The sequence below is a fragment of the Xanthomonas sp. fls2-241-TYG-148 genome (assembly GCF_030208815.1).
GTDB classification, from domain to species: domain Bacteria; phylum Pseudomonadota; class Gammaproteobacteria; order Xanthomonadales; family Xanthomonadaceae; genus Xanthomonas; species Xanthomonas campestris.
The window spans coordinates 21,936-41,816 of record NZ_JARVTE010000014.1 but is presented as its reverse complement, the minus strand read 5'-3'; the positions used below and the strand labels follow the sequence as shown (position 1 = coordinate 41,816).

Here is a 19,881-nt window from a genome sequence, read left to right as displayed (position 1 = left end):
ACGGCCACACATGCGCGCGCGCAATGCCTCCCGTATCCTGCACGCATGCGGAAAGACCCGATCGAATGGCTGTTGCGCGGGCTGTACTCGGCGCTGCTCTACCTGTTGCTGCCGGTGACGGTGTACCATCTGGTGTGGCGCGGCTTCCGCGTGCGCGAATATTTCAACCGCTGGAACGAGCGCTACGCCTCCTACACGCATGCCTGCGGGCGGCCGCGCGTGTGGGTGCACGCGGTGTCGGTCGGCGAGGTCAATGCGGCGGCGCCACTGGTGAACGCCTTGCGTGCGCAACGGCCGGATATCCGCTGGGTCATCACCACCATCACCCCGACCGGCTCCGAGCGCGTGCGCGCACTGTGGGGCGATGCGGTGGATCACGTTTATCTGCCCTACGACGTGCCCGGCAGCGTCGGGCGCTTCCTCGAACATTTCCGCCCGCGGCTGGCGCTGATCCTGGAAACCGAGTTGTGGCCGAACATGCTGTTCGGCTGCCGCGACCGTCAGATTCCGGTGTACATCCTCAATGCACGGCTGTCGGCGCGCTCGCTGCGTGGCTACCGCGTGCTGGCACCGCTGATCAGCCGCGCCTTGCGCACTGTCACCTGCGTGGCGGCACAGTCGCAGGACGATGCCGGGCGCTTCATCACCCTGGGCGCGCGGCCGGATCAAGTGGTTGCGCTGGGCAATCTCAAGTTCGATATCGCCGCACCGGCGCAGCTACAGGATTTGGTGGCGCAGTTCCGCATGCAGGTGCCGGCAACCCGGCCGGTGTGGATTGCAGCCAGCACGCACGAAGGCGAAGAAGCGGCGGTGGCCGACATCCATGCGCAGCTGCTGAAACAGTTCCCGGACCTGTTGCTGCTGTGGGCGCCACGGCACCCCGAGCGCTTTCCCAAGGTGGAGGCGCTGGCGCGTGACCGCGGCTGGACCGTGACCACGCGCAAGGCGCAGCAGTGGCCGCAGGCGCGCGACCAGGTGTTCGTGGTCGATACCCTGGGCGAGTTGATGAGTTTCTACGCCTGCGCGCAGGTCGCCTTTGTCGGCGGCAGCCTGCAGCCGATCGGTGGCCACAATCTGCTGGAGCCGGCGGCGGTCGGCACACCGGCCGTCACCGGCCCGCACCTGCACAATTTCTCGGAAATTTCGCGGCGCATGCGCGAGGCCGATGCAGTGACCATTTGCGAGGACGCCGCGTGCGTGCAACACGATCTGGCTCGCCTGCTCGGCGATCCCGCACAGCGCAAGGCCATGGCCGCGGCCGCGCTGGCGCTGGTGGCTAACGGCAAGGGCGCGGTGGCACGCACCCTGGTACAGATTGCGCCGGATCTGCCATCAGTGGTTGGCGAGATCGCTTCGTCGCAGGAGATCGCTTCGTCGCAGTGAGTTGCGACGGCAGCGCGCAGCGCATGTCGGCTGGCGCCCAGGTTGCGTACGGGGGCTTGCCGGTGGGCCGAGGCGCGCTCCGTTTCCTGCAGTTGAGTCAGGCACTACGTAGCGTGCTCAACAGGGTGGCGAGGTCGGCGCGACCTGCGTGCAAGCGCATCGTCAGTGAGGCGAAATCCGGATTGCTACTGATGATTGCAGACATCGCGGCATTACCGCTGCGTCAGCCCTTACTCAGCAGCGCAGCGCACTGCCCAAGCGCACATCTGCACAAGCTCGTTGCCGTGATTCGAGACCGAAACATGACGACACCGGGTTTGACAGTGCAGACATGAAAAAGGCGAGCCATGCCCGCCTCTTCATTCACCGCGCGAGGTGCTTACTGCAACGAACCGCTGCCCTGCAGCTTGGCTTCTGCATCCTGCGATAGCAGGCGGTTCACGTCCTGCAGATCGGTGATGTCGAGCTTGCCGATGGCCTGGCCCAGCAGCAGCCGGTTCTGCAGGAACGTGTAGCGCGACTGCGCGTAGTTCAACTGCGCCTGGAAGAGCGTGCGCTGGTTCTGCACCACGTCCAGCACGGTGCGCGTACCCACTTCCAGGCCCACCTGTGACGCATCGTAGGCGGCTTGTGCGGACACCACGGCTAGGCGACGTGCTTCCACCTCGCTGATGCCGGCCACTACGGTCTGATAAGCATTGCGCGTATTGCGGTCCAGCGCCCGCTTCTGCTGTTCGTAGGTGTCCTGCTGGATATCGCGACGCGACAACGCCTGACGCACGGCCGACTGGGTTGCGCCGCCAGCGAAGATCGGGATCGACAAGGTCACACCGATCGAATCGGTATCGATGTCGCGGCCGTTGGTGGTGAAGTTACCGGCTGCCTGATCTGCTGCGCCTTGACCTCCCCAGCTATTGCTACGGCCAACGTTGGCGCCCAGGCTGAGCGTCGGGTAGTGGCCTGCACGTGCCGCATTGACCTGTGCCTCGGCTGCGCTGACCTGCAACTGCTGCGCCTTCAATGCCGGGTTATCGGCGATGGCACTGGCTACCAGTTGGTCGACATTGCTATAGGCCGAAGGCACTTCCGGGCGGAAGTCTTCCGGCAGCGCACGCAGGCCCACCACCGGCTGGCCGGTGAGTTCGGTCAAAGCCTGGTAGTAATCCTTCAAGGTGTTGCGTGCATTGATAGTGTCCGCACGCGCCTGGTCGTACTGGGCGCGGGCCTCGTGCACATCGGTGATCGGCGCCAGGCCCACTTCCAGACGCTTGTCGGCATAGTCGAACTGCTTCTTGGCCGCAGCTTCGTTGGTTTCGGCCGCAGCAAGTGATTCGATGCCCACCAGTACCTGGAAATAGGCCGCCGAGGTACGCGTGATCAGATCGTTGTTGGCCGACTCCAACGTGAAGTCTGCGGCCTTTGCGACTTCGCGCTGCGCGCGCACGTTGGCGAATTGCGCCCAGTTGAAGATGGTCTGGGTGCCCTGGACCGAATATTGGCGCTGCTTGGTGGTGGAGCGCCCTTCGTTCAAGTTGTTAATGGTATCCAGCTTGCGGTGCGCCTGCGTATATCCAGCCGTACCATCCAGCTGCGGCAGCAGCGCCGCACGTGCCTGCACCACTCCTTCCCGATTCACCAACCGCGTGGACTCGGCAACAGCCAGCTGCGGATCGCCGTTGCGGGCCATTTCATAGACCTGCAGCAGGTCGGTGGCGTGCGCGGCCATCGGAGACAGGGCGGCGGCCAGCGCCAGGACGAGGGATCGGCGGATCATCGGGGAAGCTTCCTTGGGAATCAGAATTGGAATCGGGGCGTCGGTGCGGCGCCCTGGAGATAGGCGAGGTCGGTTTCGAACAACGATTCGATGCGCGGCGCGTTGACGTCACCACGGACCAGGACGGCCTCCATCACCGGATCGTGACCGCGCACCACAAACAGCCGGCCGTTCGGGCGCAGCCACTGCAGCCACTGGGTTGGCACCGTATCGACCGCGCCGGTCACGCAGATGGCGTCGAAGCGACGCTCGCTCTGCCAGGCGAACACGTCGGCGGTTTCGATGCGGACATTGCTGCCCAGACCGGTGGCGTCCAGGTTGGCACGCGCGGCGGCAGCCAGCGCGGGGTCGATCTCCAGGCTCACCACTTCGCGGGCCAGCGCGGCCAGGCAGGCGGTGGAGAAGCCGCTGCCGGTGCCCACTTCCAGCACGTCTTCGCCTGGCTGCAGATCCAGGGCCTGCAACATGCGGCCTTCGACCACCGGCTTCATCATCTTGTGGCCGGCCGACAGCGGAATTTCCACATCGACGTAGGCCAGGGTCTTGTAGGCCTCCGGCACGAAGGCTTCGCGCGGCATGCGCGCCAGCACGTCGAGCACGCGCAGGTCCAGCACATCCCACGGCCGGATCTGCTGTTCGACCATCTTTTCGCGGGCCTGGGTGAAATCGATCGTCATGGTGCGGTTATCCAACGCGGCGGGGCAGGCATTTTAGCGGGGCTTGGGGCAACTGGCGCATCTAGCATCGCCGGGCGCCGCCAAACCACGCAGTGCCGGAAGTCACCGCGACCAAAGGGCAGGCCCGATCAGCGCGGCACATAGGCTCTCAGGAAGAAATCCACGCTGGCGTGGATGTGCTCGTCCACCTGCGCGCGATCGGGCTGGCCGTGCAGGCCGCACATCATCAGCGCATACAGCTCGCCCTTGAGCAGGCAGAAGAATTGCGCGGCGGCGCGGGCCACGTCCGGAATCTCCAGCTGCCCGTCGGCGACGCGCGCGCTGAGGAAATCCGCCAGTGCCTGTTGGGTCCGCTTGGGGCCGGCGTCCCAGAACATCTCGCGCACGTGCACGTCGCCGGTACCCGGCGCCATCATCATGCGGTGGGTGGCAATGGCCGAGTCGGAGCTGACCATGGCGAAGAAGGCGTCGGCGATCTCGATGAGCTGCTCGCGCAACGCGCCTTCGGGCGCATGGTCGAACAGGTCGTCGGGCATCATGTGCTGGCATTGTGCGCGGATCGCCTCGCCAAACAGGCTTTCCTTGTCGCCAAAGTGGCTGTAGACGGTCAGCTTGGAGACGCCCGCCAGGGCGGCGATGCCGTCCATGCTGACGCCCGCAAAACCTTGCTCCATGAACAGCGAGCGGGCGGCGCCCAGGATGGCGGCGCGTTTCCCAAGATCCTTGGGACGCCCAGGGCCGTTGCTCTTGGCCTTGGACTTGAGGGGGGGCGAGCTGGACATGCGCCAATACTAGACCATCGGGTTCTATATTTATATGGCGGCACCGCGCTGTCCATTAACCGTTGCGGTGAGTCGCTTGCGCTGTCGTGGTCTGCCCCGGCGCTGTGGGGAATCCACCTAGCGCGTCGCTGCTACCCCCGGTGATAGATTGCCGAACGGCCTGCAACACCCTGTTGACAGGCAGCCGAAGGGGCGAAGCAGGACGCGTGGACGGGGTCGGGGCGCATGCGCACACAGGCGAGCTCCGCAGTGCGCAGGCGCTGCGGAATGCATCGCTGTGGCTGTGGCCGCTGCTGTGCTGGGCGCTGCTGGCTGGCTGGCCGCTCGGCGCGCATCCGCTCAAGCACACCGCCTACCACACAGTCACGCGCTGGGACATGGATGACGGCCTGCCGCACAACCTGGTGCATGCGGTCGCCCAGGGCAGCGATGGGGTGATCTGGCTCGGCACCTGGGAAGGCGTGGCGCGCTTCAATGGGCGCGATTTCACCGTGTTCGACCGTCAGAACACCCCGGGCGTGGAGCTGGGCGGAGTGTTCGTGGTGGTACGCGACGGCGACGGCATGCTGTTCGGCACCGCCTTCGACGGTGTGTACCGCTATCAGGACGGCCGCTGGCAACAGCTGGGCGATGCCTCCGCTAGGCATCTGGCCGTCAGCGCGTTGCTACGGCGCGCCGATGGTGCGTTGTGGGTGGGCACGCCGCAGACGCTGTACCGGATCGAGCTGGATGGGCGGGTGGTGGATGTCGGGCGTCAGGCCGGCCTGCCACGCGTACGCATCACCGCCTTGTCGACGGACGCGCGTGGCGACCTGTGGATCGGGACCGACGTCGGCCTGTATCAGCTGCCGCTAGGCGCCAACGCCGTAACTGCCTGGGGGCAGGCGCATGGCATGGCCGACACCCCCGTGCGTCGGCTCGCCAGCGATCGCCAGGGTGGCCTGCTGGTGGCGGGCGACGATGGGGTGTGGTGGTGGAGCCGGGGCGGTGGCCTGCAGCGCTTCCGCCAGGGCCAGCGGGTCGACTCGCTGGTGATGGACCGCAGCGGTCACCTGTGGATGAGCCTTTCCGCCGGCACCTTGGTGGTGCACAGCGGGCCGGATGATCCAGACGAACAGATCGCCATTTCCGGCGTGGCCAGCCCGGCCTTGCTGGAGGATGCCGAGGGCCTGATCTGGGTGGGCAGCACGCATGGCCTGTTCCGGGTCGCCGAAGGCGCCGCGCATGGCGTCACCATTGACGATGGCCTGGCCTCGGACTACGTGCGAAGCGTGTTGCAGACCGCCGATGGCACCGTGTGGGTGGGCAGCGCGGTGGGCCTGGACCGCTGGCGCGACGGGCAGATCGCGCGCGTGCCGTTCTCGCTGGGCAGTGCCGGGCGGGTGCTTGAGCAATCGGTGCTGGCGTTGGCCGATGCGGGCGATGGCGGGGTCTGGGCCGGCACCTATAGCCAGGGTGTGCTGCGTCTGGATGCGCAAGGTGCGGTGGTCCAGCGCATCGGTGCGGCCGAGGGCTTGCCTTCGTTGTCGGTGCGTGCGGTGTTGCCGGACGGCGATGCGCTGTGGATCGGCACCACCGGCGGTTTGGTGCGCTGGCACAACGGCCGCGCGCGTCGTTACACCGCCGCCGACGGGGTGCCGGATGGTTCGGTGCAGGTGCTCTATCGCGATGCCCAGGGCACCATCTGGAGCGGAACCGATCGTGGCATGACCGCGCTGTCGCCCGATGGCGGCACCCGCGCCTGGCTGGGCGAGCAGGATTTCCCGGGCCAGAACGCCTTCGATTTCCTGCGCGATCCCAACGGCGATCTGTGGATTGCCAGCGACCGTGGGCTGTTGCGGCTGCGCGGCGATCGCTTCCAGGTGTATGACCATCGCGTGGGTCTGCCACGCGACAAGGTGTTCCGCGTCATCGACGACGGCCGCGGCTACCTGTGGCTGTCAAGCAACCACGGCGTGTTCCGGATTGCGCGGCGCGACTTCGACCAGATCGACGCCGGCACCCGCGAGCAGCTCAGTGTGGAAGTGGTCGACCGCAGCGACGGCATGCCCGGCAACCAGGGCAACGGCAGCAGCGCACCGGCCGGCTGGCTGACGCAAACCGGCCAGTTGCTGTTTCCCACCGCGGCCGGCCTGGGCGTGATCGACCCCACCCGGGTCGGCACCCTGCAGGGCCACCGCGTGCCGATCGTGTTCGAGCGCCTGGTGGTGGACGGCATGGTGCAGCCGCTGGCCGGCCCGCATCGTCTGAGTGCAGATACCCGACGCATCGCCATTGGCTATGCCGGGCTCAATTTCCGCGGGCCGGACAAGGTGCGTTACCGCTACCGGCTCGACGGTTTCGACCCGGATTGGGTGGACGCCGACAGCGCCACCGAAGCGGTCTATACCAATCTGCCGCCGGGGCGGTTCCGTTTCCGCGTGCAGGCGATGTCGCTGCCGGTGGATTGGCGCCAGGCGGCGTTGCTCGGTGAAACCAGCCTGGTGCTGGAACTGGCGCCGCCGTGGTGGCGGCGTGGCGAAGTGATCGGCCTGGGCGTGTTGTGCCTGGCCAGTGTGATCTACGGCTTCTATCTGTGGCGCACCGCCAGTTATCGCCGCCGCCAGCGCGAGCTCAACGTGGTGATCGACAAGCGCACCCGCGAATTGAGCGACAAGAACCTGGCCTTGCAGCAGGCCAGCCAGGAGCGCGAAGCGCTGATGCGCCAGCTCGAATACCGCGCCAGCCACGATGTGCTCACCGCATTGCCCAACCGGCGCGAAGCCGAGCGCGTGCTGCAGCAATGGCTGGACGAGGCGCAGGCGGGCGGCGCGCCGTTGGCATTGGCGCTGGCCGATATCGACCACTTCAAGCGCATCAACGATGCGCACGGCCACGAAGTCGGCGATGCGGTGTTGCGTGCAGTGGGCGAGGTATTGGCCGACCAGGAACACGCGCACTGTTTTGCCGCACGCCACGGCGGCGAAGAATTCCTGCTGGCCGTGACCGGCTTGGAGGCTGCGCACGCGCGTGCCTTGTTCGAACAACTGCGCCAACGCCTGGGCACCATTGCGATTGCCGCAGACGAGACCACCGTGCAGTGCACCGCGAGCATGGGCATGGCGATGAGCGACGAAGCGCCCAGCCGGCGCGAGTTGCTGGCGCTGGCCGACCGCAGGCTGTATCACGCCAAGCGGCAGGGACGCGATCGGTTGATCGATCAGTAGCGTGCGGTCTTGCGTAGCGTCAGCGTGGCGACACCTATGGCCCTGCCGCCTGATCTGCCTGCGCATGCAATAACGCCACGAACGCCTGCGCCGCGCGCGACAAGGTGCGCCCGCCGTGGGTGACGCATCCCAACGCACGCGATAGCGCCACATCGGCCAACGGCAGCGCCATGATCTGGTGATCGATCATGCGCTCGGGCAGCACGCTCCAGGCCAGGCCAACCGACACCAGCATCTTGATCGTCTCCAGATAATTGGTGGTCATGCGCAGGCTCGGCGCCAGGCCGCGTTCGGCGAACAACCCGGCCACGATGCGATGGGTGAAGGTGCCCGGATCCGGCAGCACCGCTGGGTGGGCGACCACGTCATCGAGCGTGACCGTCTCCAACGCGGCCAACGGGTGATCCGGCGCCACCACGAACTGCAGGCGGTCTTGCCAGATCGGCTGCGCGCGCAACGGGGCGCGGGTGTCCGGTGCCAGTGTGGTCACCGCGAGTTCCACCTCGCCGCGCAACACCGCCGCGTAAGCCAGTTCCGAATCCAGGAACTGGATGTCCAGGGCCGCCTGCGGATGCTCTGCGGCGAAGCGTCGCAACAATGCCGGCAACCGGTGCAGCCCCACGTGGTGACTGGTGGCCAGGCTCAGCCGGCCGCCGACCGCCGCGCCCAGGTGCTCCAGCACGCGGCGCGTGTCGTCCAGTTCGGCCAGGATGCGCTGCGCGCGCGGCAGCAGCGCCAGCCCGGCCTCGGTCAACACCACCTGGCGGCCCAGGCGGTCGAACAAGCGCGCCGACAGCTGCGCTTCCAACAAGGCGATGCGCTTGCTCACCGCAGGTTGGGTCAGATGCAACGCTTCGGCCGCTGACGAAAAGCTGCCGTGGTCGGCAATCGCCACGAATGCGCTCAGATTGGCGAGGTCCATGCCATTCCTAAAATTCATTTGTTGAATAAACAATATGAATTTGCGTTATCCATGGCAAGCTCCTAGCATCGGTCTCAGCCAGGCGGTGCATCCGCCGTTCGCCACCGCATCGGAATCTCAAGCGATGACCGGAAAGACCCTGTACGACAAGTTGTGGGAGATGCACGAGGTCACGCGCCGTGACGATGGCTCGTCGCTGATCTACATCGACCGCCACATCCTGCATGAAGTGACCTCGCCGCAAGCCTTCGAAGGCCTGCGTCTTGCCGGCCGCAAGCCGTGGCGTATCGATGCCAACATCGCCACGCCCGACCACAACGTGCCCACCACCCGTGCCGAGCGCCAGGGCGGGCTGGAGTCCATCTCCGATGAAGTCTCGCGTCTGCAGGTGCAGACACTGGACGAGAACTGCGACGACTTCGGCATCCTCGAGTTCAAGATGAACGACACGCGCCAGGGCATCGTGCACGTGGTCGGCCCCGAGCAGGGCGCCACGCTGCCGGGCATGACGGTGGTCTGCGGCGATTCGCACACCTCCACGCATGGCGCGTTCGGCGCGCTGGCGCATGGCATCGGCACCTCTGAAGTGGAGCACGTGCTGGCCACGCAATGCCTGATCGCCAAGAAGATGAAGAACCTGCAGGTGCGCGTGGAAGGCACGCTGCCGTTCGGCGTCACCGCCAAGGACATCGTGCTGGCGGTGATCGGCAAGATCGGTACGGCTGGCGGCAACGGGCATGCGCTGGAATTTGCCGGCAGCGCGATCCGCGCGCTGTCGATGGAAGGCCGCATGACCATCTGCAACATGTCCATCGAAGCCGGTGCGCGCGTGGGCATGGTGGCGGTGGACGAAAAGACCATCGCCTACGTCAAGGATCGCCCGTTCGCGCCGAAGGGCGCGGATTGGGACGCGGCCGTGGCGTTGTGGCGCACGCTGGTGTCCGATGCCGATGCGTCCTTCGACACCGTGGTGGAACTGCGTGCCGAAGACATCAAGCCGCAGGTCAGCTGGGGCACCTCGCCGGAGATGGTGCTGGCGGTCGATCAGCAGGTGCCGGATCCGGCCGCCGAACAGGATCCGACCAAGCGCGACTCGATCGAGCGCGCGCTGAAGTACATGGGCTTGCGGGCAAATCAGCCGATCACCGAGATCCATCTGGATCGCGTGTTCATCGGCTCATGTACCAACTCGCGCATCGAAGACTTGCGCGCTGCCGCGGTGGTTGCCAAAGGCCGCAAGGTGGCGTCCACCATCAAGCAGGCCCTGGTGGTGCCGGGCTCAGGACTGGTCAAGGCACAGGCCGAGGCCGAAGGGCTGGACAAGATTTTTCTGGATGCCGGTTTCGAGTGGCGCGAGCCCGGGTGCTCGATGTGCCTGGCGATGAATCCGGACAAGTTGGGCAGCGGTGAACATTGCGCCTCCACGTCCAATCGCAACTTCGAAGGGCGCCAGGGCGCCGGTGGGCGCACGCATCTGGTCAGCCCGGCGATGGCCGCGGCTGCGGCGGTGAGCGGCCACTTTGTCGATGTGCGTGAACTGCAGGGAATCGAGAATCGGGAATAGCGAATCGCCACGTCCCGCTTTGCGCTCTGCCGATTCTCCATTCTCCACTCCCCATTCCCGGCCTCCTTATGACCCCTTTTACCCAACACACCGGACTGGTCGCGCCGCTGGATCGTGCCAACGTCGATACCGACCAGATCATTCCCAAGCAGTTTCTCAAGTCGATCAAGCGCACCGGCTTCGGCCCGAACCTGTTCGATGAGTGGCGCTATCTGGACATCGGCGAGCCGGATCGCGACAACAGCACGCGCCCGCTCAACCCGGAGTTCGTGCTCAATTTCCCGCGTTACCACGGCGCCAGCGTGCTGCTGGCACGCGAAAACTTCGGCTGCGGTTCTTCGCGCGAACATGCGCCGTGGGCACTGGACGAATATGGGTTCCGCGCGGTGATTGCGCCGAGTTTTGCCGACATCTTCTACAACAACAGTTTCAAGAACGGCCTGCTGCCGATCGTGCTGGCAGAGGCGGAAGTGGATGCCTTGTTCGAACAGTGCCTGGGGAACGAAGGCTACCAACTCACCGTCGATCTGGCCGCGCAGCGCGTGCGCCGTCCCGATGGCGTGGAGTATGCGTTCGAGATCGATGCATTCCGCAAGCACTGCCTGCTCAATGGGCTCGACGATATCGGCCTGACCTTGCAGGAGGCCGACGCGATTGGCCGCTTCGAGCAAGGGCATCGCGCGCAACAGCCGTGGTTGTTCGGCGCGCTGCAGTGAGCGCTGCGTCGCCATCCAGCGGGATTGACGCGTTGAGCACGCATGTTGCAGCGCAGTTCGGGCCGCAGGCGCAGGCGTATCTGCAGAGCGAGGTGCATGCACAGGGCGTTGAATTCGCCGAGCTTCGCGCCGGCCTGGCAGGTCATCGCAACGGGCGCTTGCTCGACCTAGGCTGCGGCGCGGGGCATGTGAGTTTTCAGCTGGCGCCGTTGATGGGTGAGGTGGTCGCCTACGATCTATCCGCCGACATGCTTGAAGTCGTGGCGGCCACCGCCGCCGAGCGTGGCCTGACCCAGGTGCGTACCTTGCAGGGCGTCGCCGAGCGGCTGCCGTTCGAGTCCGGCAGCATGGACGTGGTGGTCAGCCGGTATTCGGCGCACCACTGGAGCGACCTGGGCCAGGCACTGCGTGAGGTGCGGCGGGTGCTGCGCCCCGGCGGAATCGCCGCACTGATCGACGTGGTGGCGCCGGGGCTGCCGCTGCTGGATACGCATCTGCAGGCGATCGAGTTACTGCGCGACACCAGCCATGTGCGCGACTACAGCGTGGCGCAGTGGCTGCAGGTGGTTGGCGATGCTGGCCTGCACGTACAGCGCCATCATTGCCAACGCCTGCAGCTGGATTACCTGAGCTGGGTCGATCGCATGCGCACGCCGGAGGTGCTGCGCGCAGCCATTCGGGCGCTGCAGGACACGGCGGTGGATGACGTGCGCGATTACTTCCAGATTGGCGCCGATGGTTCTTTCAGCACCGATGTGCTGGTGCTGTGGGCGACACGTTGATTTTCATGGCGCTGCGGCGCCAACTCACGAGGATTGCATGAGCAAGCAGATTTTGATTCTTCCCGGCGACGGCATCGGCCCGGAAATCATGGCCGAGGCGGTCAAGGTGCTGACGCGTATCGATACCCAGCACAATCTCGGCGTCACCCTGGTGTACGACGAGCTGGGCGGCGCGGCGTACGACAAATACGGCAGCCCGCTGGCCGACGAAACGCTGGAGCGCGCACGCGCCGCCGATGCCGTGCTGTTGGGCGCGGTCGGTGGCCCGCAGTGGGACACCATCGATCCGGCACTGCGTCCGGAACGCGGGCTGCTGAAGATCCGTTCGCAACTCGGCCTGTTTGCCAACCTGCGCCCCGCGTTGCTGTATCCGCAGCTGGCCGATGCGTCCACGCTCAAGCCCGAGGTGGTTTCCGGATTGGATCTGCTGATCCTGCGCGAGCTTACCGGCGGCATTTACTTCGGCCAGCCACGCGGCACGCGCACGCTGGACAATGGCGAGCGCCAGGCCTACGACACGTTGCCCTATAGCGAAAGCGAAATCCGCCGCATCGCCAAGGCCGGTTTCGAGATGGCCCGGCTGCGCGGCAAGAAGCTGTGCTCGGTCGACAAGGCCAATGTGCTGGCGTCCAGCCAGCTGTGGCGCGCCGTTGTCGAAGAAGTGGCTAAGGACTATCCAGATATCGCGTTGTCGCATATGTACGTGGACAACGCGGCGATGCAGCTGGTGCGCGCGCCCAAGCAGTTCGATGTGATCGTCACCGACAACATGTTCGGCGACATCCTCTCCGACCAGGCTTCGATGCTTACCGGGTCCATCGGCATGCTGCCCTCGGCTTCGCTCGATGCCAACAGCAAGGGCATGTATGAGCCCTGCCATGGGTCAGCACCGGACATTGCCGGGCAGGGCATCGCCAATCCGTTGGCCACGATTCTGTCGGTCGCCATGATGTTGCGCTACACCTTCGCCCAGGGGGCAGCGGCCGATGCGATTGAGGCAGCTGTTGGCAAGGTGCTCGATCAGGGACTGCGCACGGCCGACATCTGGTCGGAAGGCACCACCAAGGTGGGCACGGCTGCGATGGGTGATGCGGTGGTGGCTGCGCTGTAACGGCTTGCCGACCAATCCGGCTTGGTCTTCAGTGTCCACGGCGAGCCGCCCTTGTTGGCTTTGCTGAGGGCTTTTGATTAGAGAGGCGGCCATCGTTCGTTGGGGCGGTGGTCGCTTTCTTGTCTGCGTCTCACGATACGAGTGCAAGTGCAAGTGCAAGTGCAAGTGCAAGTGCAAGTGCAAGCGTAAGTGCTTGCATGCGTAGTTGTGTACGTAATGGTGCAGTTGCACTGCACGTTGGCCGTGTGCGCGGCAGTAGGTCCGGCCCCGGGACACGCCGTGAATCCGTCCATGGAGGCTCAGTGGCGGCATCCATGCCGCCACATGGTCCCGCCGCCGAACCCACCGCCGCTCTGTCGCTATTGCGCTGTCTGAGCGAGGAACGACGAGCGAGGAACGAAGAGCGAAGGGCTACTTGCGTAGCTTCTGCTCACGCTATTCCGAGGCAAAAAATGCAATGCGCCGCGTGCAGAGATGCACCTTTGCCGCTCGGCTTCGCACAACAATGATGAAGCCATGGCCTGGTAGGAGCGCACTTGTGCGCGATGGAGCCATCCGGCAAAGCCCATCGCGCACACGTGCGCTCCTACAAAACGCTAGGTCCAGGTGCCCATGCCGCATACGTGGATGGCCCAGAGTGGTCCGTTCGCCTATCCAGCAATCGCGGCACGTCGCGCATCGCGCTGCAGGGCACACCTTTACCATCAGCAATATTCCTACGTCGCACTTACCGCGAAAATGCGCCGCGTGCTGCGATGCGCCTCTGCTAATCGACTGTGCACAAACGTACCGAAGCCATGACCTCGTAGGAGCGCACTGGTGCGCGATGAAGCCTTCCCATCAATCCCATCGCGCACAAGTGCGCTCCTACGAAACGCGAGGGAATGGCCCGTGATGCCCTTCTCCTACTGCGAGCAGTAGGAGAAGCACAGCACGCGATGCCCGCAGGTGCTGTGCGCGAACATGCTGGTTGTTGTGCAAAAAATTCACCAGCCGCTGCGAGCTAGTGTCATCCATCCTCAATCGCCCTAAAACTAGCGGAAGCACAAACGCAAAACGGCCAGCGTATTACTCGCTGGCCGTTTTGCTGACGTCATCGTGTCGCCGACGCTGTAACCAAACCGCGCGTTACGCCACCGCCGCCGTCTTTCCCGCCACCACGCCGCGCTCGCGCTGACGCAGCAGGCGGTTGGCAACATCGAGCCAGGCCAGGGCGCTGGCCTCGATGATGTCCTTGCTGGTGCCGGTGCCTTCGTATTCCACGCCGTCGTGGCGCACGCTCAGGCTGGCTTCGCCGCGGGCATCGGCGCCGATGCCTACGCTGTGCACCTGGTAGCTGTCCAATTCCAGCTTTACCCCGGTGGCCGATGCCAGCGCACCGAATAGCGCGTCCACCGGGCCATTGCCTTGCGCTGTTTCCGCGACGCGATTGCCGTCTGGGTCGGACAGCTCAACTAGTGCATTGGCGCGGCTGCCGACATCGCTGATGGTCATCGAGGCCAGGCGGTAGCCTTCCTGCACGGTGGCGTCTTGCATCAAGGCCTGCAGGTCGGCGTCGGTGACGACACGCTGCTTTTCGCACAATGCCTTGAACTGCTCGAACACCAGCTTGACCTCATCTTCCTCCAGCAGGTAACCCAGCGCGCGCAGGCGCTGTTCCACTGCAGCGCGGCCGCTGTGGCGGCCCAGCACCATCTGCGACGACTCCCAGCCCACATCTTCCGGGCGCATGATTTCGTAAGTGCCGCGGTGACGCAGCATGCCGTGCTGGTGGATGCCCGATTCATGCGCGAACGCGTTGCCGCCTACCACCGCCTTGTTGCGCTGCACCGGCATGCCCACCAAACGCTGCAACAGCTGCGAAGTGGAGACGATGCGCGGCGTATTGATTGCGGTGTCCAGGTTGTAGAACGCACCACGCACCTTCAGGGCCATGGTGATTTCTTCCAGCGCGCAATTGCCGGCGCGTTCGCCGATGCCGTTGATGGTGCATTCCACCTGGCGGGCGCCGCCTTCGATTGCGGCCAGCGAATTGGCAACCGCCAGGCCCAGGTCGTTGTGGCAGTGCGCGCTGAAGATCACCTTCTCGGCGCCTTCGACGCTGGCGATCAGCCGCGAGAACATGCCGCGGATTTCTTCCGGCGTGGTGAAACCCACCGTGTCCGGCAGGTTGATCGTGGTTGCACCGGCGGCGATGGCCACGCGTGTCACTTCGGCCAGGAAATCTTCTTCGGTGCGCGTGGCATCTTCAGCCGAGAACTCGATGTCGTCGATGTAGCCGCGCGCCAGCGTCACGTGCTTGTGCACCGATTCCAGCACCTGCTCGCGGCTCATGCGCAGCTTGTGCTCGCGGTGTAGCGGGCTGGTGGACAGGAATACATGCAGGCGCGGGTTGGCGGCCGCTTCCAGTGCACGGGCAGAGATCTCGATATCGGCCTGCAGGCAGCGCGACAGCACCGCCAGGGTGGGGCGGCGCAATTCGCGGCCCATCATCGCCACCGCTTCGCGGTCGGAATGCGAGCTGGCCGGGAAGCCGGTTTCGATGATGTCCACGCCAAGCGCGTCCAGCGCGCGCGCCATGACCAGCTTTTGCTGGGGCGTCATGCTGCAGCCGGGGGATTGCTCGCCGTCGCGCAGGGTGGTGTCGAAAATTCGGATATGCGGGGTCTGGTTGGATACGGTCGTGTTCACCAGGAAGACTCCTCTACTGCGATGGCGGTGACAGGCGTTGATGCGACTGCGGATGGGCGGGGAATAGCAATGGATGGCGGTGATGCTTTGGTGCTGCGTTCGTTGCGGAGCCGCTCGGTATTGCGACGACGCGGCTTGCGTGGCGGACGCGGCCGCACCTCGGACAACAGGGTGGCCAGGACAGTTGCGTCGATATTACCGCCAGAGACCACCGCACATTTACGTTTGCCGGAAACACGGCGACCGGCGGCCAGCGCGAGTGCGCCGGCGCCTTCGGCAATGACGTGCTCTTCCAGTGCCAGACGCACCAGCGTCTCGCGCAATTCGGCCTCGCGCACGATCACCACGTCGTCGAGCAGGCTCGAGCACAGACGGCGGGTCAGGAAGCCGGGAATCTTGACCTTCACGCCATCGGCCAGGGTGGCGACCGGGGTGATTTCGCGCAGGTCGCCGCGCACGGCGCGGGCCATGGAGTCCACGCCTTCCACCTGCGCGCCCACGATGCGTACGCCCTGCGACTTCAGCGCCAACGCCACGCCGGAGGCCAGGCCGCCGCCGCCGATCGGCACGATCACCACATCCGGTGCATGCGCGGCCAATTCGATACCCACCGTGCCTTGGCCGGCGATCACATCCGGGTCATCGAACGCAGACAAAAAGCGATAGCCGTTCTGGTCGGCCAGCTCGCGCGCAAAGGCGAAGGCTTCGTCGTAACTGTTGCCGTGCTGGCGCACCGTGGCGCCCCAGTGGGCCACGCCGGCGATCTTGGTCTGCGGCGCACCGTGCGGCATCACCGTGATGGCCTGTACGCCCAACCGATACGCCGACCACGCCACGCCCTGGGCGTGGTTGCCGGCCGAGGCGCAGATCACCGGGCGCTCATCGCCGCGCTCCAGCCCGGCCAGCAACGCATTCAATGCGCCACGTACCTTGTAGGAGCCGGTGCGCTGCAGGTTTTCCAGCTTCAGCCACACGCCGAAGCGTTCGGCGTAATGCAGTGGAGTGGGCGAGAGGTACTTGCGCAGGCGTGCCTGCGCGGCCAGCACGTCGGCCACGCTGACGGCGACCTCGCCTACGTCTGGCTCCTGCGTGGTCGGGCGGCCGGAATCAGGCATTGCGGCACGCGCGCGGCCGATCCGGAAGAAGACACCTCCGAACAGCCATCTGGTCATCCCGCGAGGTCTGCAGGCTCATGCGGCCGCCTCCACCGAGTCCAATGCCGTGATCGCCACCGACTCGCAGTCGTACACTTTTTCCAACTGTAGGCGCAGCGTTTCCGGCGGGCGCGTGCTGTCCACGTCCAGTTGCAGATGCCAGCGGCCGGCATCGTCCGGCGCGGCGGCGCCCTGGATGGCGCACGGGCGGAAGCCACGCCGTTCGGTCATGCCGATCACGCGCACCAGCGCGCCTTCGGCCGGCTTCAGCACCAGATCAAGCCGGTAACGCATGAGGGGTCTCCTTGGCCGCATGTGCGGGATTGCTGTCCAGCATGGTGCTGTTGGCATTGTTGGGCGGCACCAGCGGCCACACGTTGGCGCGTGCGTCGATGGCCACATGCAGCAGGCCCGGGCCGGGCTGCGCCAGCAACTCGGCCAGCGCGGCGTCCACATCGCCGCGCGCAATGATGCGCTTGGCCGGGATGCCGAATACCTGCGCCAACGCGGCGAAATCCGGGTTGTCGGAGAGGTCGATCTCGCTGTAGCGCTCGGCAAAGAACAATTCCTGCCACTGCCGCACCATGCCCAGCGAGCTGTTATCCAGCAGCACGATCTTCACCGGCAACTTGCAGCGCGCAATCGTCACCAGCTCCTGCACATTCATCATGAAGCTGCCATCGCCGGAGACCAGCACCACGGTGCGGTCCGGGCAGGCGAACTGCGCGCCCATCGCCGCCGGCAGGCCGAAGCCCATGGTGCCGAGCGCGCCGCTGGTGAGATGGTTGCGTGGGTCGTTGAAGCGGCAATGCTGCGCAACCCACATCTGATGCTGGCCGACATCGCAGGCAATGATGGTGTCGGCCGGGGCCACTTCGCTCAGGCGCTTCAGCAGCGCCGGTGCGTAGATATCGGTGCCTGGTGCGTCATAGCGCGCGCCGAACTTTTCACGGTTGGCAAAACACCGCGTGCGCCAGGCCTGGCAATTGGCACGTGCCGCGCTCAACGCCTTCAGGCTGGTGGCCACATCGCCGGGCACCGCCACGTCGGCGGTGCGCAGCTTGGAAATTTCATACGCGTCGGCATCCAGGTGGATGACGCGCGCAAATGGTGCAAATTCGCTCAGTTTGCCGGTGGCGCGGTCGTCGAACCGGGCGCCGACCACCACCAGCAGATCGCATTCCTGGATGGCCATGTTCGCCGCGCGCGTGCCATGCATGCCCAACATGCCCAGGTAGTCCGGGTGGGCATGCGGCAACGCGCCCAGGCCGCGCAAGGTCAGCGCGGTCGGGATGCCGGTGGCTTCCACGAAGCGACGGAAGGCCTCCACCGCGCCCGCCAGCGCAATGCCGCCACCGCCGTAGACCACCGGGCGTTCGGCGCTGGCGATCGCCGCCAACGCTTCGGCCAACTTGGCGTCCTGCGGCGCTGGCGGAGGCAGCACCTGCGCCGGCACGTGGTCGGGCAGATGCGAGGCATCGGCAATCTGCACGTCCTTGGGCAGGTCGATCAGCACCGGCCCAGGACGCCCCTCGCGTGCAATCCGAAACGCCTCGCGCACCATCTCCGGCAACTCATCCACGCTGCGCACCAGAAAGCTGTGCTTGACGATCGGCATGGTCATGCCGAACACGTCCAGTTCCTGGAACGCATCGGTGCCCAGCAAGGGCGTAGCGACCTGGCCGGTCAGGCACACCATCGGCACCGAGTCGAGCATGGCGTCGGCAATGCCGGTGACCAGGTTGGACGCGCCCGGGCCGGAGGTGGCCACGCACACGCCGACACGGCCACTGGCACGGGCGAACCCGTTGGCCGCCAATGCGGCACCTTGTTCGTGACGCACCAGGATGTGCTTGAGCTTGGAATCCACCAGGGCGTCGTAGAACGGCATGATGGTGCCGCCCGGATAGCCGAACAGCGTTTCCACGCCCTCGGCTTCCAGGGCCTGCGTCAGCCAGCGCGCGCCATTGCGGGGCTTGCTGTGTGCGGAGGTGTTCATGCGTTGTGCGGACCTTTCGGTTAAACGGTGGGGGAGGCGGCGGCGTTACGCCGCCTGTTGCTTGGCAGGTGTAGCGGCGGCCTGCTGCTCACCATTGAGCCATACCATCTTGGCGCGCAATTTCTTGCCCACTTCTTCGATCGGGTGCTCCAGATCGGCCTGCTTGAACTTGGTGTAGTTCGGCAGGCCGGCTTCGTATTCGGCCACCCAGTTCTTGGTGAAGGTGCCGTTCTGGATGTCGGTCAGCACATCCTTCATGCGTGCCTTGGTGCTGGCATCGATGACGCGCGGACCGCTGACGTAGTCGCCGTACTGCGCGGTTTCGGAGACGAATTCCAGCATGCGGGTGATGCCGCCTTCGTAGAACAGGTCCACGATCAGCTTCAGTTCGTGCAGCACTTCGTAGTAAGCGATTTCCGGCTGATAACCAGCTTCCACCAGCACTTCGAAACCGGCCTGCACCAGCGAGGACGCACCACCGCACAGCACCGCCTGCTCGCCGAACAGATCGGTTTCGGTCTCTTCCTTGAAGGTGGTCTTGATGATGTTGGCGCGCGCGCCGCCCAGGCCGCCGGCGTAGGTGAGCGCGAACTGCTCGGCCTTGCCACTGGTGTCCTGGTAGACCGCATAGATGCACGGCACGCCGCGGCCGATTTCATACTCGCGACGTACCAGTGCGCCCGGGCCCTTCGGCGCGACCAACACCACGTCCAGATCCGCGCGCGGCTTGATCATGTCGAAATGCACGTTCAACCCGTGCGCGAACAGCAGGCAGGCGCCCTGCTTCATGTTCGGCGCAATGACCTCTTCGTAGAGCTTCTTCTGCACCATGTCCGGGGTCAGCACCGCGACCAGATCAGCGGTCTTTACCGCTTCGGCCGGCGCAACGACGGTGAACCCATCGGCCTGGGCCTTGGCTTCGGTCGGGCCACCGGGGCGCAGGCCAACGGTGACGTCGAAGCCGGAATCGCGCAGGTTCAGCGCGTGCGCGCGACCCTGGCTGCCGTAGCCGATGATCGCGATGGTCGGTTGGGTGTCGTTGCTCATTGAAAATCCTTGCGGTGTGGGCAGTGGGAAAGGAATCAGCCGGCAGTGGAGATACGTACTGGCCGAACAAAGC

General features: G+C 65.4%; 15 protein-coding genes. 6 read left to right on the top strand and 9 right to left on the bottom strand.

Annotated elements, in window-relative coordinates; all coding sequences use genetic code 11:
* The first annotated feature begins 45 nt into the window (after nucleotides 1-45).
* Nucleotides 46-1,383, top strand: a complete 1,338-nt coding sequence (gene waaA / locus QRM60_RS14700) for a lipid IV(A) 3-deoxy-D-manno-octulosonic acid transferase (protein ID WP_115571842.1) — start codon at nucleotides 46-48, stop codon at nucleotides 1,381-1,383.
* 379 nt (nucleotides 1,384-1,762) lie between these two features.
* On the opposite strand, the gene QRM60_RS14695 is transcribed toward waaA, so the two are convergent.
* The 3 genes from QRM60_RS14695 to QRM60_RS14685 all read right to left on the bottom strand — a co-directional run bounded on the left by QRM60_RS14695 (nucleotide 1,763) and on the right by QRM60_RS14685 (nucleotide 4,616).
* Nucleotides 1,763-3,157, bottom strand: a complete 1,395-nt coding sequence (locus QRM60_RS14695; protein ID WP_042596945.1) for a TolC family outer membrane protein — start codon at nucleotides 3,155-3,157, stop codon at nucleotides 1,763-1,765.
* Between the two features lie 20 nt (nucleotides 3,158-3,177).
* On the bottom strand, nucleotides 3,178-3,834 hold the full coding sequence (locus QRM60_RS14690) for a protein-L-isoaspartate O-methyltransferase (protein ID WP_012437436.1): 657 nt from the start codon (nucleotides 3,832-3,834) through the stop codon (nucleotides 3,178-3,180).
* Nucleotides 3,835-3,962: 128 nt separating this feature from the next.
* Nucleotides 3,963-4,616 (bottom strand): TetR/AcrR family transcriptional regulator, encoded by a 654-nt coding sequence (locus QRM60_RS14685; protein WP_011038433.1) that lies wholly within the window; start codon nucleotides 4,614-4,616, stop codon nucleotides 3,963-3,965.
* A gap of 206 nt (nucleotides 4,617-4,822) precedes the next feature.
* On the opposite strand from QRM60_RS14685, the gene QRM60_RS14680 reads away from it, so the two are divergent.
* Complete coding sequence (locus tag QRM60_RS14680) at nucleotides 4,823-7,822, top strand: ligand-binding sensor domain-containing diguanylate cyclase (RefSeq protein ID WP_115571841.1); 3,000 nt, start codon at nucleotides 4,823-4,825, stop codon at nucleotides 7,820-7,822.
* A gap of 34 nt (nucleotides 7,823-7,856) precedes the next feature.
* On the opposite strand, the gene QRM60_RS14675 is transcribed toward QRM60_RS14680, so the two are convergent.
* Entirely contained in the window at nucleotides 7,857-8,744 is an 888-nt protein-coding gene (locus QRM60_RS14675; RefSeq protein WP_285446465.1) for a LysR family transcriptional regulator, read from the bottom strand.
* A 124-nt stretch (nucleotides 8,745-8,868) separates the two neighbouring features.
* Here QRM60_RS14675 and leuC point away from each other — a divergent pair, with 124 nt between their 5' ends.
* The 4 genes from leuC to leuB all read left to right on the top strand — a co-directional run bounded on the left by leuC (nucleotide 8,869) and on the right by leuB (nucleotide 12,917).
* Nucleotides 8,869-10,308 carry a 3-isopropylmalate dehydratase large subunit gene (leuC, locus tag QRM60_RS14670; protein ID WP_115556713.1) on the top strand — a complete coding sequence of 480 codons (1,440 nt, stop codon included), beginning with the start codon at nucleotides 8,869-8,871 and terminating at the stop codon, nucleotides 10,306-10,308.
* Between the two features lie 68 nt (nucleotides 10,309-10,376).
* Entirely contained in the window at nucleotides 10,377-11,024 is a 648-nt protein-coding gene (gene leuD / locus QRM60_RS14665) for a 3-isopropylmalate dehydratase small subunit (RefSeq protein WP_285446464.1), read from the top strand.
* On the top strand, nucleotides 11,021-11,806 hold the full coding sequence (locus QRM60_RS14660) for a class I SAM-dependent methyltransferase (protein ID WP_285446463.1): 786 nt from the start codon (nucleotides 11,021-11,023) through the stop codon (nucleotides 11,804-11,806). The genes leuD and QRM60_RS14660 overlap by 4 nt, the downstream gene beginning before the upstream one ends.
* A gap of 37 nt (nucleotides 11,807-11,843) precedes the next feature.
* Nucleotides 11,844-12,917, top strand: a complete 1,074-nt coding sequence (gene leuB, locus QRM60_RS14655) for a 3-isopropylmalate dehydrogenase (RefSeq protein WP_285446462.1) — start codon at nucleotides 11,844-11,846, stop codon at nucleotides 12,915-12,917.
* Nucleotides 12,918-14,045: 1,128 nt separating this feature from the next.
* Here the strand turns inward: leuB and QRM60_RS14650 are convergent.
* The 5 genes from QRM60_RS14650 to ilvC all read right to left on the bottom strand — a co-directional run bounded on the left by QRM60_RS14650 (nucleotide 14,046) and on the right by ilvC (nucleotide 19,808).
* A complete protein-coding gene (locus QRM60_RS14650) occupies nucleotides 14,046-15,608 on the bottom strand; it encodes a 2-isopropylmalate synthase (RefSeq protein ID WP_103700328.1) in 1,563 nt (520 codons plus the stop codon).
* Nucleotides 15,605-16,723, bottom strand: coding sequence for a threonine dehydratase (locus tag QRM60_RS14645; protein WP_011038425.1), 1,119 nt, complete (start codon nucleotides 16,721-16,723; stop codon nucleotides 15,605-15,607). The genes QRM60_RS14650 and QRM60_RS14645 overlap by 4 nt, the downstream gene beginning before the upstream one ends.
* 75 nt (nucleotides 16,724-16,798) lie before the next feature.
* Nucleotides 16,799-17,056 (bottom strand): ACT domain-containing protein, encoded by a 258-nt coding sequence (locus tag QRM60_RS14640; RefSeq protein ID WP_011038424.1) that lies wholly within the window; start codon nucleotides 17,054-17,056, stop codon nucleotides 16,799-16,801.
* Complete coding sequence (gene ilvG, locus QRM60_RS14635; protein ID WP_042596939.1) at nucleotides 17,040-18,761, bottom strand: acetolactate synthase 2 catalytic subunit; 1,722 nt, start codon at nucleotides 18,759-18,761, stop codon at nucleotides 17,040-17,042. Before ilvG ends, QRM60_RS14640 begins: the two co-directional genes overlap by 17 nt.
* 45 nt (nucleotides 18,762-18,806) lie before the next feature.
* The gene (gene ilvC, locus QRM60_RS14630; RefSeq protein WP_011038422.1) at nucleotides 18,807-19,808 is read right to left on the bottom strand and encodes a ketol-acid reductoisomerase; all 1,002 of its coding nucleotides are present in this window, start codon (nucleotides 19,806-19,808) and stop codon (nucleotides 18,807-18,809) included.
* Nucleotides 19,809-19,881: the final 73 nt, after the last annotated feature.